The organism is Geobacillus thermocatenulatus, from assembly GCF_002217655.1.
Taxonomy (GTDB): Bacteria; Bacillota; Bacilli; order Bacillales; family Anoxybacillaceae; genus Geobacillus; species Geobacillus thermocatenulatus.
In genome coordinates, this window is the sequence record NZ_NEWK01000002.1 from 1,366,123 (window position 1) to 1,391,860 (window position 25,738).

Annotated in this window: 25 protein-coding genes; 11 read left to right on the plus strand and 14 right to left on the minus strand. The window is 54.5% G+C overall.

What is annotated here, in order from left to right; all coding sequences use genetic code 11:
• The first annotated feature begins 255 nt into the window (after window positions 1-255).
• The 4 genes from fdhF (at window position 256) to B9L19_RS15965 (ending at window position 4,286) form a co-directional block, all read left to right on the plus strand.
• A complete protein-coding gene (gene fdhF, locus B9L19_RS15950; RefSeq protein WP_047752259.1) occupies window positions 256-3,219 on the plus strand; it encodes a formate dehydrogenase subunit alpha in 2,964 nt (987 codons plus the stop codon).
• Window positions 3,212-3,700 (plus strand): helical membrane plugin domain-containing protein, encoded by a 489-nt coding sequence (locus B9L19_RS15955; protein WP_025949112.1) that lies wholly within the window; start codon window positions 3,212-3,214, stop codon window positions 3,698-3,700. The genes fdhF and B9L19_RS15955 overlap by 8 nt, the downstream gene beginning before the upstream one ends.
• A 195-nt stretch (window positions 3,701-3,895) precedes the next feature.
• The gene (locus tag B9L19_RS15960; RefSeq protein ID WP_025949111.1) at window positions 3,896-4,057 is read left to right on the plus strand and encodes a small, acid-soluble spore protein K; all 162 of its coding nucleotides are present in this window, start codon (window positions 3,896-3,898) and stop codon (window positions 4,055-4,057) included.
• 67 nt (window positions 4,058-4,124) lie between these two features.
• Window positions 4,125-4,286 (plus strand): YpzG family protein, encoded by a 162-nt coding sequence (locus tag B9L19_RS15965; RefSeq protein ID WP_071880153.1) that lies wholly within the window; start codon window positions 4,125-4,127, stop codon window positions 4,284-4,286.
• Between the two features lie 75 nt (window positions 4,287-4,361).
• On the opposite strand, the gene B9L19_RS15970 is transcribed toward B9L19_RS15965, so the two are convergent.
• Window positions 4,362-4,703, minus strand: coding sequence for a YfhH family protein (locus B9L19_RS15970; RefSeq protein WP_025949110.1), 342 nt, complete (start codon window positions 4,701-4,703; stop codon window positions 4,362-4,364).
• A 169-nt stretch (window positions 4,704-4,872) separates the two neighbouring features.
• A complete protein-coding gene (gene recX / locus B9L19_RS15975) occupies window positions 4,873-5,682 on the minus strand; it encodes a recombination regulator RecX (protein ID WP_047752260.1) in 810 nt (269 codons plus the stop codon).
• Between the two features lie 93 nt (window positions 5,683-5,775).
• Here recX and B9L19_RS15980 point away from each other — a divergent pair, with 93 nt between their 5' ends.
• The 4 genes from B9L19_RS15980 to B9L19_RS15995 all read left to right on the plus strand — a co-directional run bounded on the left by B9L19_RS15980 (window position 5,776) and on the right by B9L19_RS15995 (window position 8,175).
• Window positions 5,776-6,693 (plus strand): TIGR01777 family oxidoreductase, encoded by a 918-nt coding sequence (locus tag B9L19_RS15980; protein ID WP_025949108.1) that lies wholly within the window; start codon window positions 5,776-5,778, stop codon window positions 6,691-6,693.
• A 244-nt stretch (window positions 6,694-6,937) separates the two neighbouring features.
• Window positions 6,938-7,492, plus strand: coding sequence for a GNAT family N-acetyltransferase (locus B9L19_RS15985; protein WP_025949107.1), 555 nt, complete (start codon window positions 6,938-6,940; stop codon window positions 7,490-7,492).
• A gap of 279 nt (window positions 7,493-7,771) precedes the next feature.
• Window positions 7,772-7,900 carry a YfhE family protein gene (locus B9L19_RS15990; protein WP_013146323.1) on the plus strand — a complete coding sequence of 43 codons (129 nt, stop codon included), beginning with the start codon at window positions 7,772-7,774 and terminating at the stop codon, window positions 7,898-7,900.
• Window positions 7,901-7,989: 89 nt separating this feature from the next.
• Window positions 7,990-8,175, plus strand: coding sequence for a YfhD family protein (locus B9L19_RS15995; protein WP_011229952.1), 186 nt, complete (start codon window positions 7,990-7,992; stop codon window positions 8,173-8,175).
• A gap of 108 nt (window positions 8,176-8,283) precedes the next feature.
• Here the strand turns inward: B9L19_RS15995 and B9L19_RS16000 are convergent, their stop codons facing one another.
• Window positions 8,284-9,114, minus strand: a complete 831-nt coding sequence (locus tag B9L19_RS16000; protein ID WP_047752264.1) for a glycosyltransferase family 8 protein — start codon at window positions 9,112-9,114, stop codon at window positions 8,284-8,286.
• Window positions 9,115-9,587: 473 nt separating this feature from the next.
• Here B9L19_RS16000 and B9L19_RS16005 point away from each other — a divergent pair, with 473 nt between their 5' ends.
• Together B9L19_RS16005 and B9L19_RS16010 are read left to right on the plus strand one after the other, a co-directional pair.
• Entirely contained in the window at window positions 9,588-10,754 is a 1,167-nt protein-coding gene (locus B9L19_RS16005; RefSeq protein WP_047752265.1) for a CaiB/BaiF CoA transferase family protein, read from the plus strand.
• Window positions 10,755-10,882: 128 nt separating this feature from the next.
• The gene (locus B9L19_RS16010; RefSeq protein WP_025949103.1) at window positions 10,883-12,082 is read left to right on the plus strand and encodes an acyl-CoA dehydrogenase family protein; all 1,200 of its coding nucleotides are present in this window, start codon (window positions 10,883-10,885) and stop codon (window positions 12,080-12,082) included.
• An 83-nt stretch (window positions 12,083-12,165) separates the two neighbouring features.
• Here the strand turns inward: B9L19_RS16010 and B9L19_RS16015 are convergent, their stop codons facing one another.
• From B9L19_RS16015 to B9L19_RS16055, 8 genes are all read right to left on the minus strand, one after another.
• Window positions 12,166-12,483: a DUF3870 domain-containing protein gene (locus B9L19_RS16015; RefSeq protein ID WP_011229948.1), complete on the minus strand. Its 318-nt coding sequence runs from the start codon at window positions 12,481-12,483 to the stop codon at window positions 12,166-12,168.
• Window positions 12,484-12,634: 151 nt separating this feature from the next.
• A complete protein-coding gene (locus B9L19_RS16020) occupies window positions 12,635-15,247 on the minus strand; it encodes a DUF2309 domain-containing protein (RefSeq protein WP_025949102.1) in 2,613 nt (870 codons plus the stop codon).
• Window positions 15,240-16,742 carry an NADH dehydrogenase subunit 5 gene (locus B9L19_RS16025; protein WP_025949101.1) on the minus strand — a complete coding sequence of 501 codons (1,503 nt, stop codon included), beginning with the start codon at window positions 16,740-16,742 and terminating at the stop codon, window positions 15,240-15,242. Before B9L19_RS16025 ends, B9L19_RS16020 begins: the two co-directional genes overlap by 8 nt.
• Before the next feature lie 332 nt (window positions 16,743-17,074).
• Window positions 17,075-17,443, minus strand: coding sequence for a Na-translocating system protein MpsC family protein (locus B9L19_RS16030; RefSeq protein ID WP_013146330.1), 369 nt, complete (start codon window positions 17,441-17,443; stop codon window positions 17,075-17,077).
• A 431-nt stretch (window positions 17,444-17,874) separates the two neighbouring features.
• On the minus strand, window positions 17,875-19,581 hold the full coding sequence (locus tag B9L19_RS16040; protein WP_047752266.1) for an ABC-ATPase domain-containing protein: 1,707 nt from the start codon (window positions 19,579-19,581) through the stop codon (window positions 17,875-17,877).
• Between the two features lie 219 nt (window positions 19,582-19,800).
• Window positions 19,801-20,589: a MerR family transcriptional regulator gene (locus B9L19_RS16045; RefSeq protein WP_047752267.1), complete on the minus strand. Its 789-nt coding sequence runs from the start codon at window positions 20,587-20,589 to the stop codon at window positions 19,801-19,803.
• An 87-nt stretch (window positions 20,590-20,676) separates the two neighbouring features.
• A complete protein-coding gene (locus tag B9L19_RS16050) occupies window positions 20,677-20,937 on the minus strand; it encodes a hypothetical protein (protein ID WP_241771919.1) in 261 nt (86 codons plus the stop codon).
• A gap of 111 nt (window positions 20,938-21,048) precedes the next feature.
• Window positions 21,049-22,506 carry a protein adenylyltransferase SelO gene (locus tag B9L19_RS16055; protein WP_025949097.1) on the minus strand — a complete coding sequence of 486 codons (1,458 nt, stop codon included), beginning with the start codon at window positions 22,504-22,506 and terminating at the stop codon, window positions 21,049-21,051.
• Window positions 22,507-22,692: 186 nt separating this feature from the next.
• On the opposite strand from B9L19_RS16055, the gene B9L19_RS16060 reads away from it, so the two are divergent.
• Window positions 22,693-23,094, plus strand: a complete 402-nt coding sequence (locus tag B9L19_RS16060) for a hypothetical protein (protein WP_025949096.1) — start codon at window positions 22,693-22,695, stop codon at window positions 23,092-23,094.
• 202 nt (window positions 23,095-23,296) lie between these two features.
• On the opposite strand, the gene B9L19_RS16065 is transcribed toward B9L19_RS16060, so the two are convergent.
• Genes B9L19_RS16065 through liaF form a run of 3 tightly spaced genes read right to left on the minus strand, consistent with a single transcriptional unit; the run spans window position 23,297 to window position 25,684 of the window.
• Window positions 23,297-23,929: a response regulator transcription factor gene (locus B9L19_RS16065; protein ID WP_025949095.1), complete on the minus strand. Its 633-nt coding sequence runs from the start codon at window positions 23,927-23,929 to the stop codon at window positions 23,297-23,299.
• The gene (locus tag B9L19_RS16070; protein ID WP_025949094.1) at window positions 23,922-24,956 is read right to left on the minus strand and encodes a sensor histidine kinase; all 1,035 of its coding nucleotides are present in this window, start codon (window positions 24,954-24,956) and stop codon (window positions 23,922-23,924) included. The genes B9L19_RS16065 and B9L19_RS16070 overlap by 8 nt, the downstream gene beginning before the upstream one ends.
• Window positions 24,953-25,684 (minus strand): cell wall-active antibiotics response protein LiaF, encoded by a 732-nt coding sequence (gene liaF, locus B9L19_RS16075; RefSeq protein WP_025949093.1) that lies wholly within the window; start codon window positions 25,682-25,684, stop codon window positions 24,953-24,955. The genes B9L19_RS16070 and liaF overlap by 4 nt, the downstream gene beginning before the upstream one ends.
• Window positions 25,685-25,738: the final 54 nt, after the last annotated feature.

The following is a 25,738-nucleotide window of genomic DNA, read 5'->3' on the forward strand; positions in this document are numbered from 1 at the left end:
CCTCCTTGCAGTCAGCAGAAAAACTTCCGGCCCATCCGTTGTGTTCTCTGTTTCGCTGTACTATAATAAAACTATAGCAAATGTATACATAGTGGAAAAATAATAAGGCAAGAAGCGGCCTTGTTATTTTTCTACTAAATATAAAAAGTTTGGATTGGTTGTTTAGTATCGTGATGCTAAAGAACTACTCCACCACGATGAAGCATTCGTCTCGTCGCGGGTGGAGTTTTTTATTTTGACAAAGGAGGAGCGATGATGGAAGCGCAAATGGTGACGGTCACCATCAATGGGCACGCGTACCGCGCCAAAGCAGGCATGACGATTTTGGAAGTCGTCAATGAGCACGGCATCCCGCATCCGCAAGTTTGCTATACACCGGAGCTTGGCGCCATTCAGACATGCGACACGTGCATCGCGGAGGCGGACGGAAAACTCGTGCGCGCCTGTTCGACGCTAGTGGAAGACGGCATGGTCGTCGAGCTCGGTTCACCGCGGGCGAAAGCGGCGCAAAAAGAAGCGATGGATCGCCTTTTGGAAAACCACCTTTTATACTGTACGGTGTGCGACAACAACAACGGCAACTGCAAGCTGCACAACACGGCGGAAATGATGCAAATTGAACATCAAACATACCCGTACCGGCCGAAAGTCGACCCGTCCGAGGTGGACATGTCGCATCCGTTCTACCGCTACGACCCGAATCAATGCATCGCCTGCGGGCAATGCGTCGAGGCCTGCCAAAACTTGCAAGTGAACGAAACGCTTTCGATCGATTGGGAAGCGGAACGGCCGCGCGTCGTTTGGGACGGTGGGGTGCCGATCAACGAATCGTCGTGCGTCAGCTGCGGGCATTGCGTCACTGTCTGTCCGTGCAACGCGTTAATGGAAAAATCGATGCTCGGCGAGGCCGGATTTATGACGGGGCTGGACAAAGACGTTCTCAACCCGATGATCGAGTTTGTCAAAGAAGTGGAGCCGAATTACACCGCCATTTTCGCCGTTTCCGAAATTGAAGCGGCCATGCGCGAACAACGGATCAAAAAGACGAAAACGGTTTGCACGTTCTGTGGCGTCGGCTGTTCGTTTGAAGTGTGGACGAAAGGGCGGAAAATTTTAAAAATCCAGCCGGTATCCGAAGCGCCGGTCAACGCCATTTCCACATGCGTCAAAGGAAAATTCGGCTGGGATTTCGTCAACAGCGAAGAACGCCTAACGAAACCGCTCATTCGCAAAGGCGACGTATTCGTCGAGTCGACATGGGACGAAGCACTCGACTTGGTCGCGGAAAAGCTCGGGGCGATCAAGCGGCAATACGGCGGCAACGCCATCGGTTTTATTTCATCATCCAAAATTTCCAACGAAGAAAACTATTTAATGCAAAAACTCGCACGGCAAGTATTTGAAACGAACAATGTCGACAACTGTTCGCGCTACTGCCAGTCGCCGGCGACGGACGGCCTGTTCCGCACGGTCGGCATGGGCGGCGATTCCGGCACGATTCATGACATCGCCTCTGCCGGCCTAGTCATCATCATCGGCGCCAACCCAGCCGAGGGGCACCCGGTCATCGCCACCCGCGTCAAACGGGCGCATAAACTGTTTGGGCAAAAACTCATTGTCGCGGACTTGCGCCGAAATGAAATGGCCGAGCGAGCTGACCTGTTCATCCGCCCGAAACAAGGCACCGACCAAGTATGGCTCATGGCCGTGACGAAATACATCATCGACCAAGGCTGGCACGATGAGGCGTTCATTCGCGAGCGCGTCCATTTCTTTGAAGAGTTTAAACAATTGCTGGAAAAATATACGCTTGATTATGCCGAACAAGTCACCGGCGTCGCCAAAGCCGACCTCATCCGCATCGCCGAAATGATCCATGAAGCGGACGGCACGTGCGTCCTCTGGGGCATGGGGGTCACGCAAAACACAGGCGGCAGCGACACATCGGCGGCGATTTCCAACTTGTTGTTGGCCACCGGCAACTACGGCCGTCCGGGGGCGGGCGCGTTCCCATTGCGCGGCCATAACAACGTCCAAGGCGCCTGCGACATGGGTTCGCTTCCTGCCTGGCTGCCTGGCTACCAACATGTCACCGATGATGAGGCGCGAGCGAAGTTTGAACAAGCGTACGGCGTCCGCATCGATGCGAAACCAGGCCTTGACAACATCCAAATGCTCGAAGCGGCCGAGCGCGGCGAGCTGAAAGCGATGTACATCGTCGGCGAAGATATGGCGCTTGTCGACTGCAACGCCAACCATGTGCAAGAGACGTTGGCAAAGCTTGACTTTGTTGTCGTTCAAGACATTTTCTTGTCAAAAACGGCGCAATTTGCGGATGTCATCCTGCCGGCCGCGCCAAGCTTGGAAAAAGAAGGAACGTTCACCAATACGGAGCGCCGCATCCAACGGTTTTACCAAGCGCTGGAGCCTCTTGGCGACTCCAAGCCAGACTGGTGGATCATTCAAGAAATCGCGAAGCGGCTTGGCGCCGATTGGCATTACGCCGGTCCGAAAGAAATCATGGATGAAATCGCCAGCCTCGCTCCACTGTACTCACAAGCGCATTACGACCGGCTCGAGGGCTGGAACAGCCTTTGCTGGGGCAGCTATGATGGCGCTGATACGCCGCTGTTGTACAAAGAGCGGTTCAACTTCCCGGACGGCAAAGCCCGCTTTGCGTTAGCCGATTGGGTCGAACCGGTGCAATATCCAAAAGAGTACGATTTGCTTGTGAACAACGGCCGATTGCTCGAACATTTCCATGAAGGGAACTTAACGTACAAATCCAAAGGCATCGAGCATAAATTCCCAGAAGTGTTTGTCGAAGTATCCCTTGAACTCGCCAAAGAGCGCGGCATTGAAGATGGAGCGCTCGTTCGGCTCATCTCGCCGTACGGCCGCGTCAAAGTGCGCGTGCTTGTCACCGATCGAGTCAGAGGCAATGAACTGTTCTTGCCGATGCACTCTACAGCCAATGAGAGCGCCATTAACATGCTGACCGGCCCGCAAACCGACCATCGCACGAACACGCCGGCTTACAAACAAGCCCGCGTGCGCATGGAAGTCATTGAACGGTCCGGCAAGACGCCGCTGCCGCGCACAAATCCGCGCTTTAAAAAGCGGCATCCGCAAAACGGCGTCGAGGTGGAGCGGAAGTGGCGGCGAAGCGACTACGTGCCGCTCACCGAGGAAAACAAGGGGGTGACGATCGGTGGCTAAGCCGATTACCACCATTCAAAAGCGCCAAATGACGGAGGAAGAAAAACGAACTGAAGCGCTGGCCAAGCTAAAAGCCGCTGTCGGCGACAGTGAAGAGGCGGTTCGCGAGCTCTTGGAGTTCATCGAGCAGCTCCATGAAAGCGGCCTGCTCGAAGCGGCCAACGCCTTGTTAAAAGCGCGGGAAGACGTGGCGAAAATCGTCGTCGGCCAGCTCAACCAAAAACCGGTGACAACGATGATCAACCATGCGTTCGCTATAGCTGGCCTTGCTGCTTCACTTGATCCGGAGAAAACGGCGAAACTGCTTGAGCACATCGCCGCCGGCGCGCTGGAGGCGTACGAACAAAACTCCGCCGAAACAAAAAAAATCGGGTTGTTTGATTTGCTTAAAGCGCTCAATGACCCGGACATCAACCGCGCGATCCGCTTTTTCCTGTCCGCTCTCAAAGCGATCGGCAAACGGTTCAGAAATGACGGCTAATCGATCGGCTGTCAGAGAAAAGACAGTTGACCAATTTTGCAGCGAAGGCAAACTGCGCAAAAAGCTAGAACTGGCTCCAAACGGCTGATGGGCTCCGCCCCAATCATTGCCACGCATAAGCGCTACAGGGCGTCCCATAATAAAAATACGTGTTGGCCATCCAACACGAGCACGCCTCAAAAGGGGGAATGGGTCGTGCGGAATAAGGAGCGCAACTTCCCGAACCAAAACAACAACAAGCTCGAAGGCGAGCCGCGCGCCAAAGCGGAGTACGCATCAAAGCGGGCTGACGGTACAACCAACACTCACCCGCAAGAGCGGATGCGCGCCTCCGGCGAACGAAGCGATTTCTTTTAACATGAAGGGGGAGCACGGCATCGTTCGCCGCACTCCCCCGGCACATTCCGCAGCGAGGTGAACAATCATGGGTCACCATCGGCGCAAAAAATTTTATGACAACTTTTATTCGAACCCGTTTCAGCAGCCGTGGGCCAATCCAAAACACGCTCATTCGCAGGTGAACGGTGAAACGCAGCAAACGCTTGACCTCATCATTTTAGAGCGGCAGACGCGCAAGCAGTCGTAGCGAAACAACCTAGGGAGACACCCTCCCTAGGTTGTTAGGCTCTCTTTCCGTCCGACTGTGAACTTGTCCCGCCCGTCATGATTGAGGCAAATTCGGTTTACGAAGCAGTGAAATCGGCAGCGCCTCCTCCTCTCCGTTTCCTTTCAACCGCCATCCCCAAGCAAACACTCCTTTTAAATAGCGGACTTTAAAATACTCTCCGGGCGCCCCTTCCATTTCATAAATCTCCCCAGGATGAAAATCAGCTGGATTAAGCATATACGCCTTCGCCATGGCGATTTTCCGCTCGTAGACGGCGTATTCGTTCACCATCCCCATCTGCTCCGCCTTGCGTGCCTTTTCCGTCAACATGGCGATTTCTTGTTGCAGTTCTTCTTTCGTCATTTCGCTGTACCGTTTTTGTTCTCCTTTGATCATAGGCAAGCCTCCTTTTTGAGCATTCCGGATGGATCGTTTTCATCCACATGGAACTCGGCAAAGGGCTCAGAACATCTCTTGATTTATAGAACTGAAACGATTTTGTGATCAACATTCAACGACAAAACTGATAATATCCCCTAATTTTTTCAAATCCTTTCATTCGAGATCACTCGTCATTACCGTGCATGCGCAGCCATTCATTGATCAAGTCAAGTGCGAATCCTTTTCGGCACAGGGCTTGGCGCATCTTTTGCTCATAAAGCGGCCGCTGGTGGTGCGCATAACGGCGGTGCGCTTTCTCCGCCTGAACACGGAGCGCCTCCCGTTCTTCTTGTTCAGTATGATCGCCGCCACCCGCCAAAACGGCGGCAATCACCTCATGCGGAAACCCTTTGCGCATCAGCTGTTGCCGCACCCGTTCCAAAAACGCGCGAGCCGATTCAGCCCGGCGCTGTTTTTTCGCTTTTTCGTAAAGCGAGCGGGCGATGGCCCTCTGTTCATCCAACGTATACTCCGCCAAACTCTGCTCAATCAAGCGGTCCGGAACACCGAGCCGTTCCAATTCAGCTCCGATGAGAAGCGGCCCTTTCGCCGCCGTCTTTTTTTGCGTGCGTACGTAAGCGGCGGCAAACGCCTCGTCATCGACATACCGCTCGGCGCGAAGTTTTTTGAGCACTTCATCAATCACCGAATCCGGAGCGCCTTTTTTTCGCAAGTGTGCGGCGACCTCATGCTCTGAACGCATCCGGTGCGCCAAAAAGTAAAGCGCCTGTTGATACGCCTTTTTCACCTCATCGGCATACACAATATGTTGAAGCAGGTCGTCGCTGATCTCCATCCCTTTTTTCAAGCGGAATTGAAGCAATACATCTTGATCAACTGTCAATCTCAACGACGGTGCGCCGTCACGGTGCACGACAATCCAAAATCGTTCAGCATTTTGTTCGGTTGCGACAATGTCGGCAATCGTTCCCATTGTTTGTCCCCCTTATCTTTTATGGTATCATAAGCAGGAACTTCTGACACCAAAAGCGAAGTCATAAAATAAACCAATGGAAGGGGAATCAAGATGCGCATCGCCATCAACGGCGGCACTGGGCTGATCGGCCAGGCGCTCGCCCGCCATTTTTCCAAGCAAGGACATGAGATCTACATTTTCACCCGCTCTCCCAAACCTTCCGAAGGCAGCATTCATTATCTTTCCTTCGACAACGACCGAAAGCCTGAAGTTGTCGATGTCGCCATTAATTTAGCCGGGGAGCCGCTCAATCGAAAACGTTGGACGGCGAAGCAAAAAGAGATCATCCTTGACAGCCGCCTTCGATCCACCGAAGCGATGGGCCGCTACATCGATTCACTGTCCCGCCCCCCGTCGTTGTTTATCAACGCCAGCGCCATCGGCATTTACGGCACTTCGGACTCCGCAACATTTACCGAGCAAACGACCGATTACGGCGGCGACTTTCTAGCCCAGACCGTCCAAGCATGGGAAGCATCGGCCCGTCCGATTGAGCAGCTTGGCATTCGCACCGTCTACGCTCGCTTTGGCGTCGTGTTTGCCCGACATGGCGGCGCCTTGCCGATGATGATCAAGCCGTACCGGCTGTTTGTCGGCGGCCCAATCGGCAGCGGACGGCAATGGCTATCGTGGATTCATCTTGAAGACGTCGTGCGCGCAGTCTCGTACATCATCGAACACGAGGAATTGTCCGGCCCGATCAATTTCACCGCACCCGATCCAGTGCAAATGGATGAGTTCGGCCGCATGGCCTCCCGTCTTCTTGGCCGTCCGCATTGGCTTCCGACTCCCGCTTGGGCGCTTCGCCTTCTCCTTGGCGAAATGAGCATGCTTGTCACCGAAGGGCAGCGCGTCATTCCAGAGAAACTATTGCAAGCCGGCTTCCGCTTTTCGTTTCCAACGTTGGAAAGCTGTCTCACCGATTTGCTTTTGCCCCATGACCGACAAAAAATATCCAAAAAAAATTAACAAAAAAACAATTCCCTTTTCACCTCCGATCGTGTATGATAAAGGAGACCCTAGGCTAGTTGTCGTCATAATCGCATACGGGCTGAGATAAGGGGAAGGCAAATGGTGCGCCACCAGCGCTCGCGCTGGTCCTAGTGGGTTCGATTCCCACCCCGAAATTTTTTTAATGAAGTTTTAATAAAAAAATTTCGAGGGTGGGTTCCCGCTGGGAGGCTGCCCTCGGCATCCAAAGGAGGGATTGGCCATGTTGAAAAAACGCGAGCTGCAAGACTGCCATGCGCTGTACGAGCTGATGGTGCATCCGGACGTCTTCCCTTTCGTGCGCCAAAAAGCCAGCTCGTACGAAGAGTTTTTATTCATGACAAAACAGCTCATCGAGGCGGAAGAACGCGGCGAATTGATTTCGCGCACGATTTTGGACGAATGGGGAAACCCCATCGGCACCATCAGCCTCTTTGATATCCAAGATGGCGCCGGCTTTTTAGGCACGTGGCTCGGCAAGCCGTATCACGGGCTCGGTTACAATCGGCGCGCCAAAGAAGCGTTTTTCCATGAGCTGTTTTATGAGCTGTCGATCGAAACCGTGTTTTTGCGCATTCGCAAAGTCAACGTCCGCTCGATCAAAGCGGCGGAAAAACTGCCGTACGTCACGCCGGCCAATGAAACGCGGCGGGCGTTGCTCGAGCAAATCGGCACGGATGTATACAATTTGTACGAAATTACAAAAGACAACTACACGCTCTATACCATGCGCCATCCTTCCTTTGCCCACAATGAAGAACAGCGCAAAGAGGCATAAGCCGCGAGAGAGCGCATCTGATGCAAAAAGAGGCTGTCCAAAGGGACATCCTCTTTTTTACAGATTCGCGAACGCGAAAGCCCACGCTCTTTAGGCGTGGGATGAAAGTGAGCCGTTTTCTTCATATGGAAATGGCATCCTGTCATTGCTGCAAGGAGGAAGACGCGAACGACCCAAGAATCCCACGGCTTTAGCCGTGTGGAGTGTCAAGCATAAAAACGGCTCGTTTTGTCCAAAATGGAACTAAAGGAATATGGATGCAAAGCGAGGGAACAAGCGATGGCGGAAAAACGAAAACGCGAAAAAGCGAAGCATACGCTGACAAGCGCCCAAGAAGTAAGCTATGCCCGCGATTTTAAAATGGCGGACCAAGCGGGCGGCTATACGGCCAAAAAGGCGCGCCACTAGAAACGATTGCTATTTATACTCTGGCTCCCTCCATGCCATCCTAATGATTGAATCGTACGATTCACACTTCTCTATAGGGGGCATGGATGATGGGCCGTTCTCGCGGACAACGGACGCGCGACAAAAACAAGGCGACTTTGCCGCAAGTGCCGAAACAGCTGAAATCGGACGGCATCGATGTGGAATACTCCGCAGAATTTGCCGACCATGAAGACCTTGAAGCACAGGCACGCGCTGCGGCAGCCGGCATCCGCCGGCAAGAGCGCAAACAATAACCGAACATGGCGCCCGTTTTGATGGGCGCCTTTTTCCTGTGAACTGCTTCCACTTCGCTTTGCTGGAAGTTAAAGACTTTCTTTGTTCAACGCGTCTCCCAAGCCTCGCTACACCGTCGCCTCGCCCTCGAGCTCCAACACTTGGCTGTACTGTTTGTAAAACCGCCCCAACTCCCCTTTGTAATGGTCTTTCCACGGTTTTTCCTTGCCGCAATAATGGATAAAAACGGTGTTTTCCTCAATCCAAGCTAAATCATGTTTCGGGTTGGGCAAAAGCTGCAGAAAGTCATAATAGCGCGCGTCGTAGTTGTAACGGTAGCCGTCGACCGGTTTGATCTTGTCCCAATACAGCCCATTTACGACGTCTTGGTCAGGAAGAACAAGCTTGAACCGATTGTCGCGAATGAACTGGTAAATGTCCGCAAGCCGAACGTGTTCGCGCATCATCGCAATGTTCATCATCATCACACCTGTGTTGAAATACCCTTTCGCGTTCGGCGTTTTTAACCGCAACTTGTTGAACAAGTTTGCCACCTTCGTCGAATGGGTATGCTCAGCCGCAATGAACAAGTTCCCTTCAAAATCCATGTCATACAGCTCATCCATCGGGTTGATCGCCACAATATCTGGATCAAGGTACAAGACACGGTCGACGTCCGGCGGCAAAAACAAATGCGCCGCCAGCCGGTAATACATCTCCACCGTATAGTGGCGGAAAACAGGCGCATCATGAAACAGTTCTGGATCAACGTAAATCGGCACCAGCTCATGCCCCTGCCGGCGAACAAACTCGCCAAGGGACTGAATCTCTTCCTCGGCAATGCGCGAGTAAAGCAAGTAAAACGTAAACGGGCGCCGGTTGTTGCAAAACAGCGAATGCATCAAGACTCTCAGCGGCGGAAGATAATTGGCGTCTGTCGTCACTAACACATGGAACATGCACCATCACTTCCTTTTTTGCGTCATCGATTCCCCTTTCTCTACAATTATATAGAAATTTAGGTGAATGTTGCGTCCTTTTCATGCTAAATTGTCCAACCGGACCATGATGTCTGGTCATTCCATTGAAAACGTTCTATGCCAGCACCCCGACAATGTGCCTTACTTCCCTTTTCGCTGACAATTTTTTGTTCGACTATTTACAATTATCAAACAAAACACTATAATAAACGTATAAGCCGTCTCCTGCCAGCTTGGCCGCTTGTGCAGACCGGACGGCCCCTGCCATCTGTCCGATGGCCCCATTGCCTGACAGGCAGCGTTGTCATCTTTTATGCATCGACCACCAAAAGAACTGTACGGCCTGACGGCATCTCCGCGCCGGAATGCCTTCTCAGTCCGTTCAAGCCGGTTCCTATCCTGCACTATATAGGAACCGGCTTTTTGCATGTGAAACGAAAGGAGGGGAATCGATGCCAGGAGCACTTGATGGCGTACGTGTGCTCGACTTGTCACGCGTGTTGGCCGGCCCGTATGCAACGATGATTTTAGGCGATTTAGGGGCTGATGTCATCAAAATCGAGGCGCCGGGCGGATCAGATGACACCCGGTTTTGGGGGCCGCCGTTCCAAAACGGCATGAGCGCCTACTATACGGCCGTCAATCGCAACAAACGAAGCATGACCGTTAATTTGAAATCCAAGGAAGGACGGGAAACGATTCGCCGCCTCGCCAAAACGGCCGATGTCCTCATCCACAATTTCAAAACCGGAACGATGGAACAGTGGGAACTTGGCTATGAATCGTTGTCGCGCCTCAACCCGCGCCTCATTTACTGTTCCATCACCGGGTTTGGCGAAACGGGGCCGCTCGCTCCATTAGCCGGCTACGACTACATCATTCAGGCAATGAGCGGCTGGATGAGCATCAATGGCACTGTGGATACTGGCCCGCTCAAAGTCGGCGTCGCCGTCACGGATGTGTTCACCGGCCTGTATGCCGCCATCGCGGTCGAAGCGGCGCTTTTGGCCCGCGAGAAAACGGGGCGCGGGCAAAAAATTGATCTCGCACTGTTTGACTGCGCCGTGAGTGCGCTTGTCAATGTCGCCGCCAATTATTTGTTATCCGGCGACGTCCCGAAGCCGCTCGGCAATGAACACCCGAACATCGTGCCGTACTCAACGTACATGGCAAGCGACGGTCCGATCGTCATCGCCGTCGGCAATGACCGACAATTTCAAGCGCTTTGCTCTTTGTTGTCCGATCACTCGCTTGGAACCGATCCGCGCTTTCAAACCAATCCCGGCCGAGTCGCCCATCGCGAAGAGCTGAACCGGCGGCTGAACGAGGAAATCAAGCGGCGGACGCGAGCCGAGTGGCAGCGCCTTCTCGCCGAGAAAGGCATTCCATGCGGACCGGTGCAGACGCTCGATGAACTGTTCCGCCATCCGCAAACGGCGGCACGCGAGATGACAGTCACGGTGCACCATCCAGTCATCGGTCCGTTAACGCTTGTCGCCAGCCCGCTGAAACTGTCTGACACACCGGTTTCTTACCGGCTGCCGCCCCCGCTGGCCGGCGAGCATAACGACGAGGCTAGTTGGATGGCAAAACAGACAAACAGCCGAAAGCAGCGATAATCCGTCGCCATGACCAAGGTAAAGGCAGCGTTTTTTGCAATGGCCGGCTGAACGCCTGTCAGTGCAAAAACAAACGCTGGCATCAAAAAAATCGCCTTTCACACAACGTCCATAGGGGGATGGAAACGATGATGAACTTCGACTTTACACCCGAACAAGAAATGCTGCGGCAAACGGTGCGCAAATTCGTCGATAAAGAAATTATGCCTTATATCAAAGAATGGGATGAGCGGGGCGAATTTGACCGCAACATTTTCAAGCGGCTCGCTGAACTCAATTTAATGGGCGTCTGCATTCCCGAAACATATGGCGGCATGGGCATGGACTACAACTCGCTTGCCATCGTCTGCGAAGAGCTCGAACGCGGCGATACGGCGTTTCGCACCGCTGTCTCCGTTCACACCGGGCTGAACAGTTTGACGCTCCTTCAGTGGGGAACTGAAGAACAAAAGCAAAAATATCTCGTCCCACAAGCGCGCGGGGAAAAAATCGGTGCGTTCGGCCTGACCGAACCGAATGCCGGCTCAGACGTCGCTTCCATCCAGACGACAGCCGTCCGTGATGGAGATGACTACATTTTAAATGGACAAAAAACATGGATTTCCCTCGCTGACATCGCCGACCATTTTCTCGTATTCGCCTACACAGACAAATCAAAAAAACACCGGGGCATTTCCGCCTTTATCATCGAACGGACGATGCCTGGCTTTTCGTCGCGCCCGATTAAAGGGAAACTTGGCATCCGCTCTGGCAATACGGGCGAGCTGTTTTTTGACAACGTCCGCGTCCCGAAAGAAAACTTGCTCGGGGAAGAAGGCGAAGGATTCAAAATCGCCATGTCAGCGCTTGACAACGGCCGTTTCACCGTCGCCGCCGGCGCCGTCGGCCTCATTATGGCATGTCTTGAGGCGAGCGTGAAATACTGCCACGAACGAAAAACATTCGGCAAAGAAATCGGCCGCCATCAGCTCGTCCAGCAAATGATCGCCCGCATGGAAGCTGGTTTGCAAATCAGCCGTCTGCTCGTTTACAAAGTCGGCTTTCTCAAAAACGAAGGCCGGCGCTGCACGAGAGAAACATCGCTCGCCAAATGGATCGCCTGCGACTACGCGAACCAGGCGGCCGACGATGCCGTGCAAATCCATGGCGCCTACGGCTATTCGAACGAATACCCGGTCGAGCGCTACTTGCGCAACTCGAAAGCACCGGTCATTTACGAAGGAACACGAGAAATTCATACGATCATGCAGGCCGAATATGTGCTCGGTTACCGCCAAGACAAACCGTTGCGCAAAACGCTGCCGGCATGGCGGCCGGCTGAAAATTGAATCACCAACGAAATCATGGGCGGCCAAACCGCTGACCCGCACCAAAACGCCGCTGCCCCCATCAACCGATGAGGGGCAGCGGCTTATGGCTCTTTCTCCTCCATTTTGCAATATTGTTTGTACAAATCTTTTAGCGCCGCGCACAGAGCAGAATGGGCTTTCCCTAAATACCCTTCGTCAAGCTCGGCGAGCAGACCGTCGATGCCATCGCGCAGCGAATGGCCGCGAAGCAGGCGGGCCACGTAATCGCGCCCATGTTCAGTAGCCAGTGTGCACGATGCCTCCACGATCACCCCGTATTTTTTATCAATTTCCGCCGTGATCGTCAGCGTATCGTAAAGGCTTTTCGCCGCCATTCCAGCCGGCAGCCGCGCATGACCAGCGATAAACTGCGTTTTCATCCGCTTTCCCTCTTTCCTCGTCTTTCTTGTTGCTGTTATACCAACTATTATCTTGTTTCGCGGCGTACATCCATTTTCCCTGCCTCGTTTGGCGGTCAGCGAAAAAAAGCCGCCCGCCAAACAAACTCGGCAAGCGGCAAATCGTTGCTTTTTAGCGCTGCTGCATTGACGCAAGACGGCCTGCCTCCCAGTTCACCCACGCCCCGCTGGCTGGGTCAATCGAGGCGAGACGGAGCCAGCCGTTTTGCACTTTGCGACGAAACTCTTCATTTCTGTCGAGCAGCTGCTCGATATAATAGGACGGCGCTTCGATGATGACAAGCAACCGGAGCGGAGCATGAAACAGTTCGCGATCGGACGCGGCGACCGACTGCCATGGCAAGCCGGCTAGCAAGTCGCTTCCGTTCCCTTGCATGACGCCGATGCTGCCGGTCACCGTCTGGGTCGTTTTATCGCCGCTTCCGTAATGATGCGGTGCCACTGTCGAAGCATAATATTGCAAATTGATCCACTGCCCAACCGTAGCCGGCCCAGCGATGATGCCGGCCAGCGCCTCACCGGTCGGATCTTCGCGCCAATCGTAGCTGTGCAAAAACACCCGGCCGTTTAAGTCCTTTCCTTTTGTCAACTTGCGGCAGCCGATCAAGAACGCAGCGTTCCGGGCCAATCCCCATTCTGGACGGATCTCGCTCCAATCAACGGCGCGCCGTTGCGCCTCCGCCACCGGATCGCGCGGCGTCTGTCCGACATGAGGGAGCTTTGCCATCCGCTCAGCGTTCGCACGGCGGCTCGCTTCGCCAAGCGCCTGCTTCAGCTGTCGAAACGCCGCCTCAGCCGCTTCGGACAACGGCGGCACTTCCACCCAACGCAACTCGTCAACGGTCGTGATATGTTCAGCGGCGACGAACACGGTCTCATCCGGGATGACGATTCCCTCTCTCGCCAATCCATCCCGCACGTGCGGCAAGTTGGCCAACGCGGCGAATACGCGGGCGTTGAACGCTCCAGCCGCGCCGCCGCACGCCCCGCAATCGAGCGCGGACGCATACGGGTTATTTGTCGTCTCGCTCTCATGGCCGCAGACGACGACAAGCGGGGCAAATGAAGACGTCAGGCCGATGTTCACGAGAAGCTGTTTTACGTATTGCACTTGCTCTTCTTTTGTCAACCCGATCGGCAGCCCAGTCGTTTCGTCATGCCCTTGGCAATCAAGCGACAGCGTCGTCTTCGGTTTTTGTTGCGCCGACATTTCTGCCTGATGAATGACTTGCCCGGCCCAAGCCGGCGCCGCGCTGCGGGCGATCGTATGCAAACCGAGCCACGGGCCGCTCATTTCCGGAAGCAATAAGCCGGCCAACATATGCTGTTTGATCTTTTTAAACGTCTGGCCGACAAAGCGGAACAGATCGCGCCGCCGGCGGTACGGCGCCGCCATCTCGGGAGAAGCGGTTTCGTTGATTTCATGCTGCGGCGCGACGATCGCCGGGCAAGACGGATGGGCATCATCGCCGTCAAGCACGCGCGTTTGGATCGGCAAGCCGAAAAAGCCAGCGCAACCGTACGTTTCAAACGGGCCGACCGCCTCTACATGACGGCGGAACGGCTCGGAGCGCACATCAATGCAAAACAATAGCTGCGCTGCCGCCTGCTCTTTTGGCTCCTCAGGTTGACGGGTGAGAACCGCTTCTTTCAGCTTTGCTTCATACGTATCTTCCCACGCCTCAAGCCAAAGATGACGGCGGCCAATCCGCCAGAACCGATCGGCGAACACCAGACGAGCTTGGCGGTCTTCGAACGACAGGCGCCGCCAGTCGTCCAGCGTCATGCCGCCCCAGTGGATCCAGGCGGCCAACAGCGGCCCAACCGCACGATCGTCTCCGTTTTCTTCCTCCTTCAGCGGCAGATGGGGCGCTGTGAACACCCACTCCAGCGACAAACGAACGGCCAAGTAGTTGATCAGCCCGCCGATTTCGTCACCTGCACGGCGCGATTGCCAGACCATCATCCCCGCCCAGCCGGGCAGAGCTAATAAATGCGCTTCTAAATAGGCCACGGCCTCCTCATCCTGCACCCCGAGCTGCTCAAGCGCCCGTTGCAGCGCCTCCTCTGGATGGTGAGGCCAATCGAAAAGCCGTTTCCGCTCCTCCTTGGACAAAGATGGATCAAGAGGCGCCAAGCGACGCCAAGACCCGTAAAAGCCGTGTTCACGGTGCGGCAGCGCCCACACCGCCTCTCCCCGATCGTAAAACAGCTTGCACCATTTGATCATTTGTTGATCCAACCGCTTTTCCAAACCAAGGCGCACGGAGCCCGTGCGGATGGAAACAGAGCGCAGCGGCATAGCGGCGGCCAACTCGATCAGTTTCGGCATCTGAAGCGCTTCTTCGGGCACCGCATCGTTCCAAAGGAGGGCGCGGCATAGCCGTTCCGCTTCATGGCGCGGCGCAGGAAGCGGCTCGTCATCCAACCATCGTTGCAGACGCCGCTCGATGAAGGAAACGTCAATTTCCCCTTTGGATAGCGCCGCATGAAAAACGGCCATTGGCGGATACAAGTCAAGGCCATAAGCTTCTTGGAGGCGGTCAGCCGCGTCGACGAACGACTTGTCTTCCATCCCCATCCATGGATGGCGGGCAATGAACGCAGAAATCGGCCAAAGCGGAGCGATTACCTTCGCCGCTTCGCTGACCATGACAGCGAGCGGGCGGGCGCCTCCTTTTTTTGTTGACGACGACCGTTCGATTGATACAACGGTTCTACTCATGTGCCATCCCCTCCTTTAGATAGGACGCCAAATAACGCGGGTGTGCTTCGGTCGCCGCCGGACGCGGTTCGCCAAGGTGAACAAGCCACATGTACAGGTGAATGGCAAGCATGGAACTGCGCCGATTCGCGATCCATACAGCAACCAGCGCCGCGGCAACAAACAGAGCGAAGACAAGCCATTCGAACGAAGCGGGCGGCAAAAAAGCGGACGGCATCCCGTTATGAAGCAGCACCATAAATTGATGGCGCACCGTTTCGGACACCAACGCCAAAGCAACGACAACCGCAAAACCCAGCCATCGACCTTCGCGAAAATCCGTCAGCCGTCCCCAGGCAACCGTTGCCGAGGCCGCAAGCAAAAGCGCGCTCAACAGCCGGGCCGGTTCGTGCGGAGCCGCCTGCCAAAAGGCCCACCCAAGCAGCACGCCGAGGATGATGCCGCCCGGCCACGCACTGCCTGTTTTTCGCAATCCTGCCCGACCGACTCGCGACACGACGGACCCGGACTGCAAAAAGAGCGTCGCTTTAAACAACCCGTGCAACACTAAATGCACTACTGCGGCCCCGTAAGCGCCCAAGGCGCATTGCACAAGCATGACGCCCATTTGCGCCATCGTCGAACCAACGAGCTGGCGCTTGTAGTCAACATGAACAAAGCTAACGCCCGTGCCGATCAAAATCGAGGCAAAAGCGATCAGAAACAGCACCACATGCGCCCACGTTTCGCTAAAAAGCGGAGAAAAGCGCCAAAGCAAGAGCCCCCCAGCATTGACAAGACCGGCATGCATCACCGCCGACACTGGCGTCGGCGTCACAACCGATTCCATCAGCCAGCGATGAAACGGCCATTGCCCAGCTGGAATGACGGCAGCCAACATGAGCAATCCGTTCATCACTGTCCTTTCCCATAGAGCGAGACGAGCTAAACGTTCGGCCGACAACGCCGAGACGAGCGTCCATTCACCGACTCTCACCCCAAGCCAAACAACGGTGAGGGCCACAGCGATCCAACTTGCCAAAAACAGCATACCCATCTGCCGGGCAACGAACTGAGCCGGCTCCCATTCTTTTTTCAATGCGGTCAACGCCACAAGCCCCACAAGCGGCAGCCCCCAGCACACTGCGATCAACCGCAAGTCGCCGGCCGCCCACGTGAGCGAAGCAGCAAATGACGTCCATGTCAAGAGCGAGAAATACAGCCGATAGCGGCGGTCGCCGTGCAAATAGCGGGTGGAAAACCGCTGAATCGCCCAGCTGAGAAGCGAAATGTAAACGGCGGACAGCCAGCTTACTGCATCAAACCGCCACGGGCCAATGTCGACCCCACCGGCGCCGATCCACCCGCTCAAGGCAGCCGCTCCCGGCAACAGCAACAGCCAAACGTGCACATGCACATATCGTTCCGACACGCGCGGAGACAGCCACACGATCGCGCTTAGGAAAACGGCTGCAATCGCCGCCAGCCATCCCCATGCGAACCATTCATTCCCCATTTCCATCTCCTCCCCTCATCTGCTTGCACATCGTTCAAGAGAAAAGAAAAACCGGCTATGTCAATCAGGCAAGACGGCCGAAAAAGGCCGTTCCATTGCCTATCGATTGCCCATAGCCGGTTTACCTTCAACCAATCATCGCTCGATTGTTTGAAGATCTCCCGTTCGTTGTCGCGCGGCAGACGACGGTCGGTCTCCCTTCAACGAACCTAAGCCTGCGTAGGTTTTTTGAAGGGCTCCCGACAGCATCGTTCACGATTTTATTCTATACTTACTATACAAAAGTTGTTTCAATTATACAATAACTTTGTTGATGTATCTATGGAAAAAATTCATTTTGTCAACTGTTTCTCCAAATCGTTGAACAGCTTAAAGACAATAATCCGCTCCCCCGTTCGCGTGCTTAAATCGGTATGAAAGCTTTTCACCTGCTCGCCTGTGATTTCCAAAATCATCTCTTTCAAGTCATCGACTCCCGATTCCACCAAACTCGTTCGCGACCGTTTCACCGCCAGCATCCCCTCCTTCGATTCGCAAAGAGCGTACTCAGCAGGCGTTAGGATGCCGTGCAGGGAAACGATGATCATATCGCGCAAAATATCGGTTTTCACTGACACCGAGCCGCGGCCAAGAAAATCTTTTTCCCATTTCGTCAACGCTTTGCTGATTTCCGATTCCATCCAACCTTTTGACTTGTTCATGCCTTGATCCCCCTAACCAACCCGCGGCTTCTCGCCGCCATCCGCCACGTTGCACTGATAAACATTATTATAGCCGTAATTGGTGGATAGCGCTAGAGCAAAATGGGCAAGGCGCCGACAGAAAGCGGATTCATTCGCATTTTGCCAGAGGCATGAGGCATCGTCTATTGGAACAAGAACAGCGGCCTCGCACCGGCCGCGCCTAGGTTAATACCGGCGCGCGGCCGCCTCTGTTGAAACAAGAGCGTCCGTTGTTCCGTTGGCCAGCTGGGAAAACAAACGCCCTTGCCTCACATCCTGTGCTCCTATTTTTTATTGCAGCTGGGAAAAACCAAAATCAAGCCATTTTTCCTGCCCGATGACACCATCATCCAATCTGCACGGAAACGTCGCCAAGAACAAGCAAACCGACTTTTTCCTTTCCAAGATGGCTACTGCTTTATACACCGGAGCGTCCGCAGCCGATTGAGCGCAGCCGCCAGCTCGAAGCGGCGCGGGCGAGCAAGTTCACCCGGATTCCCTTTTCGGAACGAAACGGAGCCTAGCCCTTGACGGTCCCATTGCTCTTCGATCGCATCGAGCAGTTGGCAGATGGTTTTCTTTCCGTCGAGCCATCCTTTTCGTTCCATATACAGCAGCGCCGCGGCAATCGCCCGCGTTTGGCTGTCATCAACAAGCTGTTCGAGCGCATAAAGGAGCACATCCGTTTCCCCGTATTGAATGACGTGGCGCCCCCGCGTGGCGACTTTGGCTTTCTTTCCTTTTTGGCTGTTTAAACTCCCTGGCAGCGGAATGCGCTCGTGAATGCGGCCGAACGACTCCCCGCCTTCCGCTTTCCGTCCCGACGGCATCTCTGCAGCGATCCGCTTCGCCTCCCCAGTCACATCAAACGGGACGTACTGCTCCATTTTGATCACGCAATCCGCGATATCCAAGTAATCCCCCAACCCGCCGACGACAAGAACCGTCGAAATGCCGTAGTCATGAAACAGTTGCCGCGCTTTATCAATATAAGGCGTGATTGGTTCGGCTTCTTTCGCCACAAGCGCCTGCATGCGTCCATCGCGGATGAGCAAATTCGTTGCGCTCGTATCTTCATCAATCAAAAACGCCGATGCCCCCGCTTCAATCATTTCGATCATGCTCGCGGCCTGTGAGGTGCTGCCGCTCGCGTTTTCCGTCGAAAACTGCGTTGTCTCTTTGCCGTACGGCAACGCACCAATGAGCGGGGAAATGTCAACACTGGCGACGCTCCGGCCGTCTTCGGCGCGAATTTTCACCGCCCCGCTGTCCGTGATGACAAACTCCCGCCCGTCGCCGGCGACATGATCATACACGCCGTGCTCCAGCGCCTGCAGCAGCGTCGATTTGCCGTGGTAGCCGCCGCCGACAATCAGCGTAATCCCTTTGCGGATGCCCATGCCTTTGATCGGTTCAGCGCGATGCGGAACGGGGATCGCAATCTCCAGCTCCGGCGGACTTTGAAACGGCACCGCTCCACGTTGCAGCGGCTTGTCGCTCACTCCGCTCTCCCGCGGCAAGATCGCACCGTTCGCGACAAACGCCACCAAACCATGCTCGTACAAATAACGGCGAATGGCGTGCTGCTGATCCGCCAGCTCCACCGCTGGACGGATGTCTTCGTCCCGAAGCCCGTACACCGCCCGCTCGATGACAGATGGGATTTGCTCAAAAAAGATCGCCTCGGCTTCTTTCGCCAAAATGCGCCGCCCGTGCGCCGGCAAACCGACCGACAAACAAACGGTGATCGTCTCGTCCGTCACTTGCACCGCCGTCCGCTCCAGCACTTTTTGCCCCGGTGCATCGATCAAGACGAGCCCGCTTTTTCCCGATCCGCGCGCCCGCAGCGGCCATTGCCGCAATTCATGATGGACGCGGCGCACCAGCACATCTTCGCAACGGACGCGGCGCGGCCTCGTATCTGTCCACTTCAGCGCCAGCTTCGTTTTCGCCCGCGGCACGATCACACGGATCTTGGACGGCTCAGCGAACGGATCGCCTTGCACATGGTCGATCGCGAGCGTAAACGCCGGAAACCGATATGTACCTTCAATTGCTTTATACGCCTTATAGCCTTTTTGGTCGATCGACCGCAGCCGTTGTCTTAGCGTTTCCATCCAGCCATCCCCTTTCTTTTCCCTTCATCTTTCCACGGACACCTTGAAATTGGAGGCAACTCCAAGAATGCCCCATAGTCCTGCGTGACACTTTCATCACCATGTTCAACCTTTGTGCGCCCCCTATGCACCATCTTGATTGTACCGCAAACCGATCCCCTTCATCCATCATCAGCAAAAACAGCGGCCCGCCTATTTTTAGAACGAGCCGCCCGTTGCTTAACGATCTTTCATCCCTGTATAAATCAAAATCGCTTCTTTGAGAAATTCCGCCGCTCCCGGGTGCACGCGGTCATAATACGCTTTGAATCGTTCGTCCTCAACATATAGGCGCGCCAACCCGGCGTGCGCTTCTTTGGAATCATGATCCCACCAAAAGCTAAGCCACTGCCGATGCAAATCAGCTGCCCGCTGCGCCGCCTCTCCGCCCGGGTCGCCGGACAACATCGCTTCTTTCAATGCCTCAAGCACATCCTTGCTGAGCTTCTCTGCCTCATCAAACTGTTCCTTCGTCATGTTCCGCAGTTTTTCGTTTGAGCGATTCACTTGTTCCTCCCCATATTTTTGCCGGATTTCTTCCCCATATTTCTGTTCATTTTCTTCCATCAGCCGCTCTTTAAACGCGGCGAATTTCTCCTTGTCGCTCATCATGATTCCCCTTTCTTTCGCGCCAATCGTTTTTTCAACGTTCGCAATCAACGCATCCAGATGACGCCGTTTTTCCAACAACTGTTCCCGGTGCTGCCTGAGCGCCTTAAGTTCATCGAATGACGGAGAATGGACGATCTGTTTGATCGTTTCCAAATCGACGCCAAGCTCACGGTAAAAAAGGATTTGCTGCAAACGATCGACTTCGCGCGGTCCGTACAGCCGATACCCCGATTCGCTCAACCGCCCCGGCTTCAGCAACCCAATCTCATCGTAATACCGAAGCGTCCGGCTTGTCACTCCTGCAAGCCGCGCCAGCTCATGCACCGTGTACTCCACTTCCCTCACCCCCTTATTCATGATGATAAACTTTGACGCAACGTGAAAGTAAAGAGAAAAAAGAAAAAAGAGCTCACGCCCAGAGCCCCTTATCGAACCATCGCTGCTTCATTGGTTGAAAGCGATGTCCTTCGTTTTCTGCCTATGCGGCATCTTCGTGATCACAATCGGATCGTTCAAATTGACGTTAGGCAGCAGCTGCGGCTCGCTCGTGGTTTCCATCGCCCCCGCTTGTTTCACATGAGGCAAAAGCGGGTCGGCAACCCAATCACGGATGATGATAGGCTGGTGAAACGGCTCGTGTCGTTCTGTTGTTTTGTCCGTCTCCGCCAATGGCGAAGGAAAGACGGCAGCACATACAATCAACATCCCCACTGCGGCCAAAAAAGGAACATTTCTCCTCACTCACACCACCTCTATCTAAATTAGACGATGCAAAAGGCGATCTCGTTTCTCCTTTGCCGCTAAACCAAAATACCATCACGTCCCGCAAAACGTCCGGTACGGGCGGTCGGACGGCGGGGGCAGTTCCGCGTACTTCTCTTGCTCCGGCGAATAGGCGTACGGGACGGCCAGCGCTTCCAAGAAACGCTCCATCACGCTGTAGTCGCCGCCGTTGACCGCAGCGGCCAACGCCTCTTCAACCCGGTGGTTGCGCGGGATCACAGCCGGATTATGACGGCGCATCCGCTCATACGCTTCTTCCCTTGACGCCGATTCTTGGCTGAGCCTTGTCTGCCAGCGCTCATGCCACTCGCGGAACTCCGAAGCGTCAAAGAGCGCCATTCCCGTATACTCGCCTAACGTCAACGCCCGGAACGTGTTCGTATAATCAGCGCGATGCATCTCCATCAGCCGCAATAAGTCCGCAATCAGCTCCCGATCCCCTTCCTGCTCCTCGGCAAGGCCGAGCTTCGCCCGCATTCCGGAAAGCCAATGGCGATGGTACTGCTTCGGATACTCATCAAGCGCCCCTTGGGCAAGCGCGATCGCTTTGTCTTCATCTGCATCGAACAGCGGCAACAAACTTTCCGCAAACCTTGCCAAATTCCACCCCCCGATGTACGGCTGGTTTCCGTATGCATACCGCCCTTGCGTATCAATCGAGCTGAACACCGTCGCGGGGTCATACGTATCCATGAATGCACACGGCCCGTAGTCGATCGTTTCCCCGCTGATCGTCATATTGTCGGTGTTCATCACCCCGTGGACAAAACCGACAAGCTGCCATTTCGCAATCAATGCCGCTTGTCTTTTAATCACTTGTTCAAGCAAAAACAAATAGCGGTTCTCAGCTTCCTCAAAACCGGGAAAATGGCGCCAGAGCGCGTAGTCGGCCAGAGCGCGCAGCTCCTCGTCCGTTCCCCACTGCGCCGCGTACTGAAACGTCCCGACGCGCAAATGGCTTGAAGCGACGCGGGCCAACACCGCCCCGGGAAGCTCGGTTTCGCGCATAATCGTCTCTCCCGTTGTGACGACCGCCAGACTTCGCGTCGTCGGGATGCCAAGCGCGTGCATCGCCTCGCTCACGATGTACTCCCGCAGCATCGGTCCCAGCGCCGCCCGCCCATCGCCGCCGCGCGAATACGGCGTCCGGCCCGAGCCTTTCAGCTGGATGTCCACCCTCTCCCCGCTTGGGGTGACGTGCTCGCCGATGAGCACCGCCCGTCCGTCGCCAAGCATCGTAAAATACCCGAACTGATGCCCCGCATACGCCTGCGCCAGCGGCTCCGCTCCGTCTGGAATTTGGTTTCCGGCGAACACCGCCACTCCCTCTTCGCTTCGCAACGCTTCCTCATTCAATCCAAGCTCCGCGGCCAGCGGACGATTCAACACCGCGAGCTTCGGCGCGCGCACCGGCGTGGGGAGAACACGGCTGAAAAAGCGCTCCGGCAGCCTTGCATAACTGTTATCGAACTTCCATCCTGCGTCCAACATCGTCATCTCCTTTGCGGCCAACGCCTGTTCTTTTACGTTTATTGTACAGCAAGACAGCCGGCATCATAAATCGAAAACGTGCTGTCTTCAACCAAAACCGCTTGCCTTCCTTCGACGAAAACCGCCATCTTTTCTCTTTCCTTCCCGTTCCGTTTCTCCTATAATGGCCATAAGGAGGTGAAACAAATGGAAGAGAACACGATCATTCAAGCCGTGCTCCACGCGCTCGAACAGCATTCTGACAAAATCAGCTCGAAAATGCAGGAAATGGAGCAACGACTCCGCAGTGAGATGCAGGAAATGGGACAACAACTGCGCAATGAGATGCAAGAGATGGGACAACAACTCCGCAGCGAGATGCAAGAAATGGGGCAGCAGCTGCGGTCGGAAATCCACGCTGTTGAGACTCGACTTGAGGCCAAAATCGACGCCCTTCGCGAAGAAATGCATCAGATGAACCAACAACTGAATGAGCGAATCGACCGCTTAGAAGAAGAACTGACAGACACACAAGCCTCGGTCGAAGTGTTGACAACGAAAGTGCTCCATCACGACCGAAAACTTCGCCAATTGGCCAAGCAAGCGTAACTCCTCTTTCGCCGATCAACCCAAATGTCCCGATCCACCGCAAACGAAAACCGCTCCCGTTTTATCATTCTTCTTGGTCTTCGCTTTACGCCGAGCAAACGGAGCGGTTTTCACGTTCACAGAGCAGATATTCCTGATCCAAAAATGAATCGCGTTCGACCTCGCACATTCTCCATGCACCGCGCTTGCGCCGCTCATCCCGTCATTTCACCAATCCATGCCGAAACGCGTAAATGACCGCTTGCGTCCGGTCTTGGACGCCGAGTTTGGCGAGGATGTTGCTTACATGTACTTTCACCGTTTTGAGTGAAATGAACAATTCATCGGCCATTTCTTGATTCGTCTTCCCTTGCGCCATCAACAAAAGCACTTCCATCTCCCGGCTCGTGAGCTGCTCATGCGGCAGGCGCTCTCCTTGTTTCCGATAGTTCCGCATCACTTTTCCAGCCACTTCCGGTTCGAACACCGATTGCCCGTGGAACGTGGCGCGAATGGCGTCGGCAATTTCGCTCGCTTTCGATGTTTTCAACAAATAACTCGTCGCCCCTGCTTCGAGCGCGGCAAACACGTTTTCATCATCGAGAAAACTCGTCACGACAATGATCTTCGCCTCCGGCCACGCATGGATGATTTCCTTTGTCGCCGCAATGCCGTCCATCGGTTCCATCACGAGGTCCATTAAAATGACATCCGGCCGCAGCTGGAGGGCAAGCTCCACCCCTTTTGTTCCATCTTCCGCCTCGCCTATCACCTCCATGTCCGGTTGGGCGGATAAATACGCCGACACGCCAAGCCGCACCATTTCATGATCATCGACCAGCAGCACCTTAATCACGGTCATCCCCCCTGTCCAAAAGCGGCACTTTCACTTCCAGCCTTGTCCCTTGGCCTTTTAAGCTGACCACTTTTAACGTTCCACCGATTTCCGCCGCCCGCTCATACATGTGCTGCAACCCGTACGAGCCGCTTTTCGAGCGTTCCACATCAAAACCAACGCCATCGTCGGTGACACGCAAAATGGCAAACCCGTCCCGTTCGATGAGCAATACTTCCAACGACTTCGCTTTCGCATGACGCAGCGTGTTGGAAAGCGACTCCTGCAAAATGCGGAACAGATGGTCCTCGACTCCTTTATCCAGTGAAATGTCTTCGATTTTCCATTTCATCTCGAGCGGCACTTTCCCCGCCAGTTCGGTAAGCAGTTCGTTCATCCCTTCTTGGAGCGATTTTCCTTTCAGCTGCACCGGCCGCAAGTGCAAAAGCAGCGCCCGCATTTCCAATTGCGACTGATGAATCATTTGCTCGACCATTGACAATTGTTTACGTTGCCGTTCATCATCAGACGACATCGTTTCCATGACGGCCGACATCATCATCGAAGCAGCGAACAATTGTTGGCTGACCGAATCGTGCAGCTCCCGCGCCAGCCGCGTGCGTTCTTCAGAAAGAATGCGTTCAACGAGCCGTTCTTCCTGTTCGGCCTTTTCCGCTGCCAATTTTTGCACGCGTTTCGTTTGCTCGAGCCATTGCGTTTGCAGTTTCTCGATTTGTTGCCAAACGTCTTGCAGTTCCGGCGGCGGCTCTTCCCGATGCAACTCCCCCATCTCTCCTTGTTCAATGCGCCGGAGCGCCTGCACAACCGCTTGCCATTGCCTGCGAAAAAAGGAATCAAGCATCCATCCAACACCGATCCCCATACACAGGCTGACGGCCAACACAAACAACAAAAACGGCAATCCCATCACGGTTTGCTCCCACAAAGACGGCCACATTCCGGGCGGAAGCAAATAGAAAAAGGAAACCAAGAACGCCGCAGCAAGCAGAAACGCAAGCAAAACAGAAGCGAGTATCGACCGGTTCATACGCGTGTCACCTCGACATTGCCAATGATCATCGAGGTGACGATTTTTAGCTTTTGCTCCGCTTGATCATACGAAGAAGTTTGATAAATGAGCGTCTCGTTGAACATTTTTTCCTGTTCCTTGCCAAACAGCGAGGCGCCGCCGAAAATGGCGGAATGAACGAGCCGTGTTTCCATTTCATACGGAACGAGAATTCGAATGTTGCCGATCAAGCCGCGCACGATAATGACCGCTTCCCCTTTCGGAAGCACAGTATAGCTGACATCAATAACCGTATCCCCGATCCCCGTTTGGATATTGACATCATTCCACTCATATGCCTGCTCTGGGGTCGCTTGCCGGCCAACCCATACATTTTGAAACAGCGGTTGACGGCGCACGATTTCCTCTCCCCCATACGAGTTCTCGGCCATAGTCGGGCGGATCACCGTCGGATGGCGCTTTGACTGGAACCATTGCCAAAGGGCATAACCCAACAGCGCGACCATGACAAAACGAGCGGCCATCATCGTGAACACATGAATGGCCAACATGATGCAGCCAAGCCAAAACAGCCATTTTCCTTTCCGTCGATGCCATTGTTTCCTTCCAACATAAATCAAACAGACCGATATACTTAACGAAAACAGCACGCCCGGGTGAAAAAACGAAATTTCAATCGCAAAAAGAAGTAGAGTCATCAACGCAACCCAACTGACATAATCCGTTTTCTTCCGTTGATCGAGCATGCGGGGATCCCACCTGTTGTCTAAAATGAAAAACCGTTGTCTCAAAAGATGGTT

What these genes read in the sequence shown, in the direction of transcription:
- fdhF (WP_047752259.1), top strand. Translation starts at nt 256, where the DNA reads ATGGAAGCGCAAATGGTGACGGTCACCATCAATGGGCACGCGTACCGC.
- B9L19_RS15970 (WP_025949110.1), bottom strand. Translation starts at nt 4,703, where the DNA reads ATGATCAAAGGAGAACAAAAACGGTACAGCGAAATGACGAAAGAAGAA.
- B9L19_RS15990 (WP_013146323.1), top strand. Translation starts at nt 7,772, where the DNA reads ATGGCGGAAAAACGAAAACGCGAAAAAGCGAAGCATACGCTGACAAGC.
- B9L19_RS15965 (WP_071880153.1), top strand. Translation starts at nt 4,125, where the DNA reads ATGGGTCACCATCGGCGCAAAAAATTTTATGACAACTTTTATTCGAAC.
- B9L19_RS16025 (WP_025949101.1), bottom strand. Translation starts at nt 16,742, where the DNA reads ATGGGGAATGAATGGTTCGCATGGGGATGGCTGGCGGCGATTGCAGCC.
- B9L19_RS16060 (WP_025949096.1), top strand. Translation starts at nt 22,693, where the DNA reads ATGGAAGAGAACACGATCATTCAAGCCGTGCTCCACGCGCTCGAACAG.
- B9L19_RS16015 (WP_011229948.1), bottom strand. Translation starts at nt 12,483, where the DNA reads ATGAAAACGCAGTTTATCGCTGGTCATGCGCGGCTGCCGGCTGGAATG.
- B9L19_RS15995 (WP_011229952.1), top strand. Translation starts at nt 7,990, where the DNA reads ATGGGCCGTTCTCGCGGACAACGGACGCGCGACAAAAACAAGGCGACT.
- B9L19_RS16040 (WP_047752266.1), bottom strand. Translation starts at nt 19,581, where the DNA reads ATGGAAACGCTAAGACAACGGCTGCGGTCGATCGACCAAAAAGGCTAT.
- B9L19_RS16000 (WP_047752264.1), bottom strand. Translation starts at nt 9,114, where the DNA reads ATGTTCCATGTGTTAGTGACGACAGACGCCAATTATCTTCCGCCGCTG.
- B9L19_RS16010 (WP_025949103.1), top strand. Translation starts at nt 10,883, where the DNA reads ATGATGAACTTCGACTTTACACCCGAACAAGAAATGCTGCGGCAAACG.
- B9L19_RS16070 (WP_025949094.1), bottom strand. Translation starts at nt 24,956, where the DNA reads ATGAACCGGTCGATACTCGCTTCTGTTTTGCTTGCGTTTCTGCTTGCT.
- B9L19_RS16020 (WP_025949102.1), bottom strand. Translation starts at nt 15,247, where the DNA reads ATGAGTAGAACCGTTGTATCAATCGAACGGTCGTCGTCAACAAAAAAA.
- B9L19_RS16055 (WP_025949097.1), bottom strand. Translation starts at nt 22,506, where the DNA reads ATGTTGGACGCAGGATGGAAGTTCGATAACAGTTATGCAAGGCTGCCG.
- recX (WP_047752260.1), bottom strand. Translation starts at nt 5,682, where the DNA reads ATGGGAACGATTGCCGACATTGTCGCAACCGAACAAAATGCTGAACGA.
- B9L19_RS16030 (WP_013146330.1), bottom strand. Translation starts at nt 17,443, where the DNA reads ATGAACAAGTCAAAAGGTTGGATGGAATCGGAAATCAGCAAAGCGTTG.
- liaF (WP_025949093.1), bottom strand. Translation starts at nt 25,684, where the DNA reads ATGCTCGATCAACGGAAGAAAACGGATTATGTCAGTTGGGTTGCGTTG.
- B9L19_RS15985 (WP_025949107.1), top strand. Translation starts at nt 6,938, where the DNA reads ATGTTGAAAAAACGCGAGCTGCAAGACTGCCATGCGCTGTACGAGCTG.
- B9L19_RS15980 (WP_025949108.1), top strand. Translation starts at nt 5,776, where the DNA reads ATGCGCATCGCCATCAACGGCGGCACTGGGCTGATCGGCCAGGCGCTC.
- B9L19_RS16005 (WP_047752265.1), top strand. Translation starts at nt 9,588, where the DNA reads ATGCCAGGAGCACTTGATGGCGTACGTGTGCTCGACTTGTCACGCGTG.
- B9L19_RS16050 (WP_241771919.1), bottom strand. Translation starts at nt 20,937, where the DNA reads ATGTTGATTGTATGTGCTGCCGTCTTTCCTTCGCCATTGGCGGAGACG.
- B9L19_RS16045 (WP_047752267.1), bottom strand. Translation starts at nt 20,589, where the DNA reads ATGAATAAGGGGGTGAGGGAAGTGGAGTACACGGTGCATGAGCTGGCG.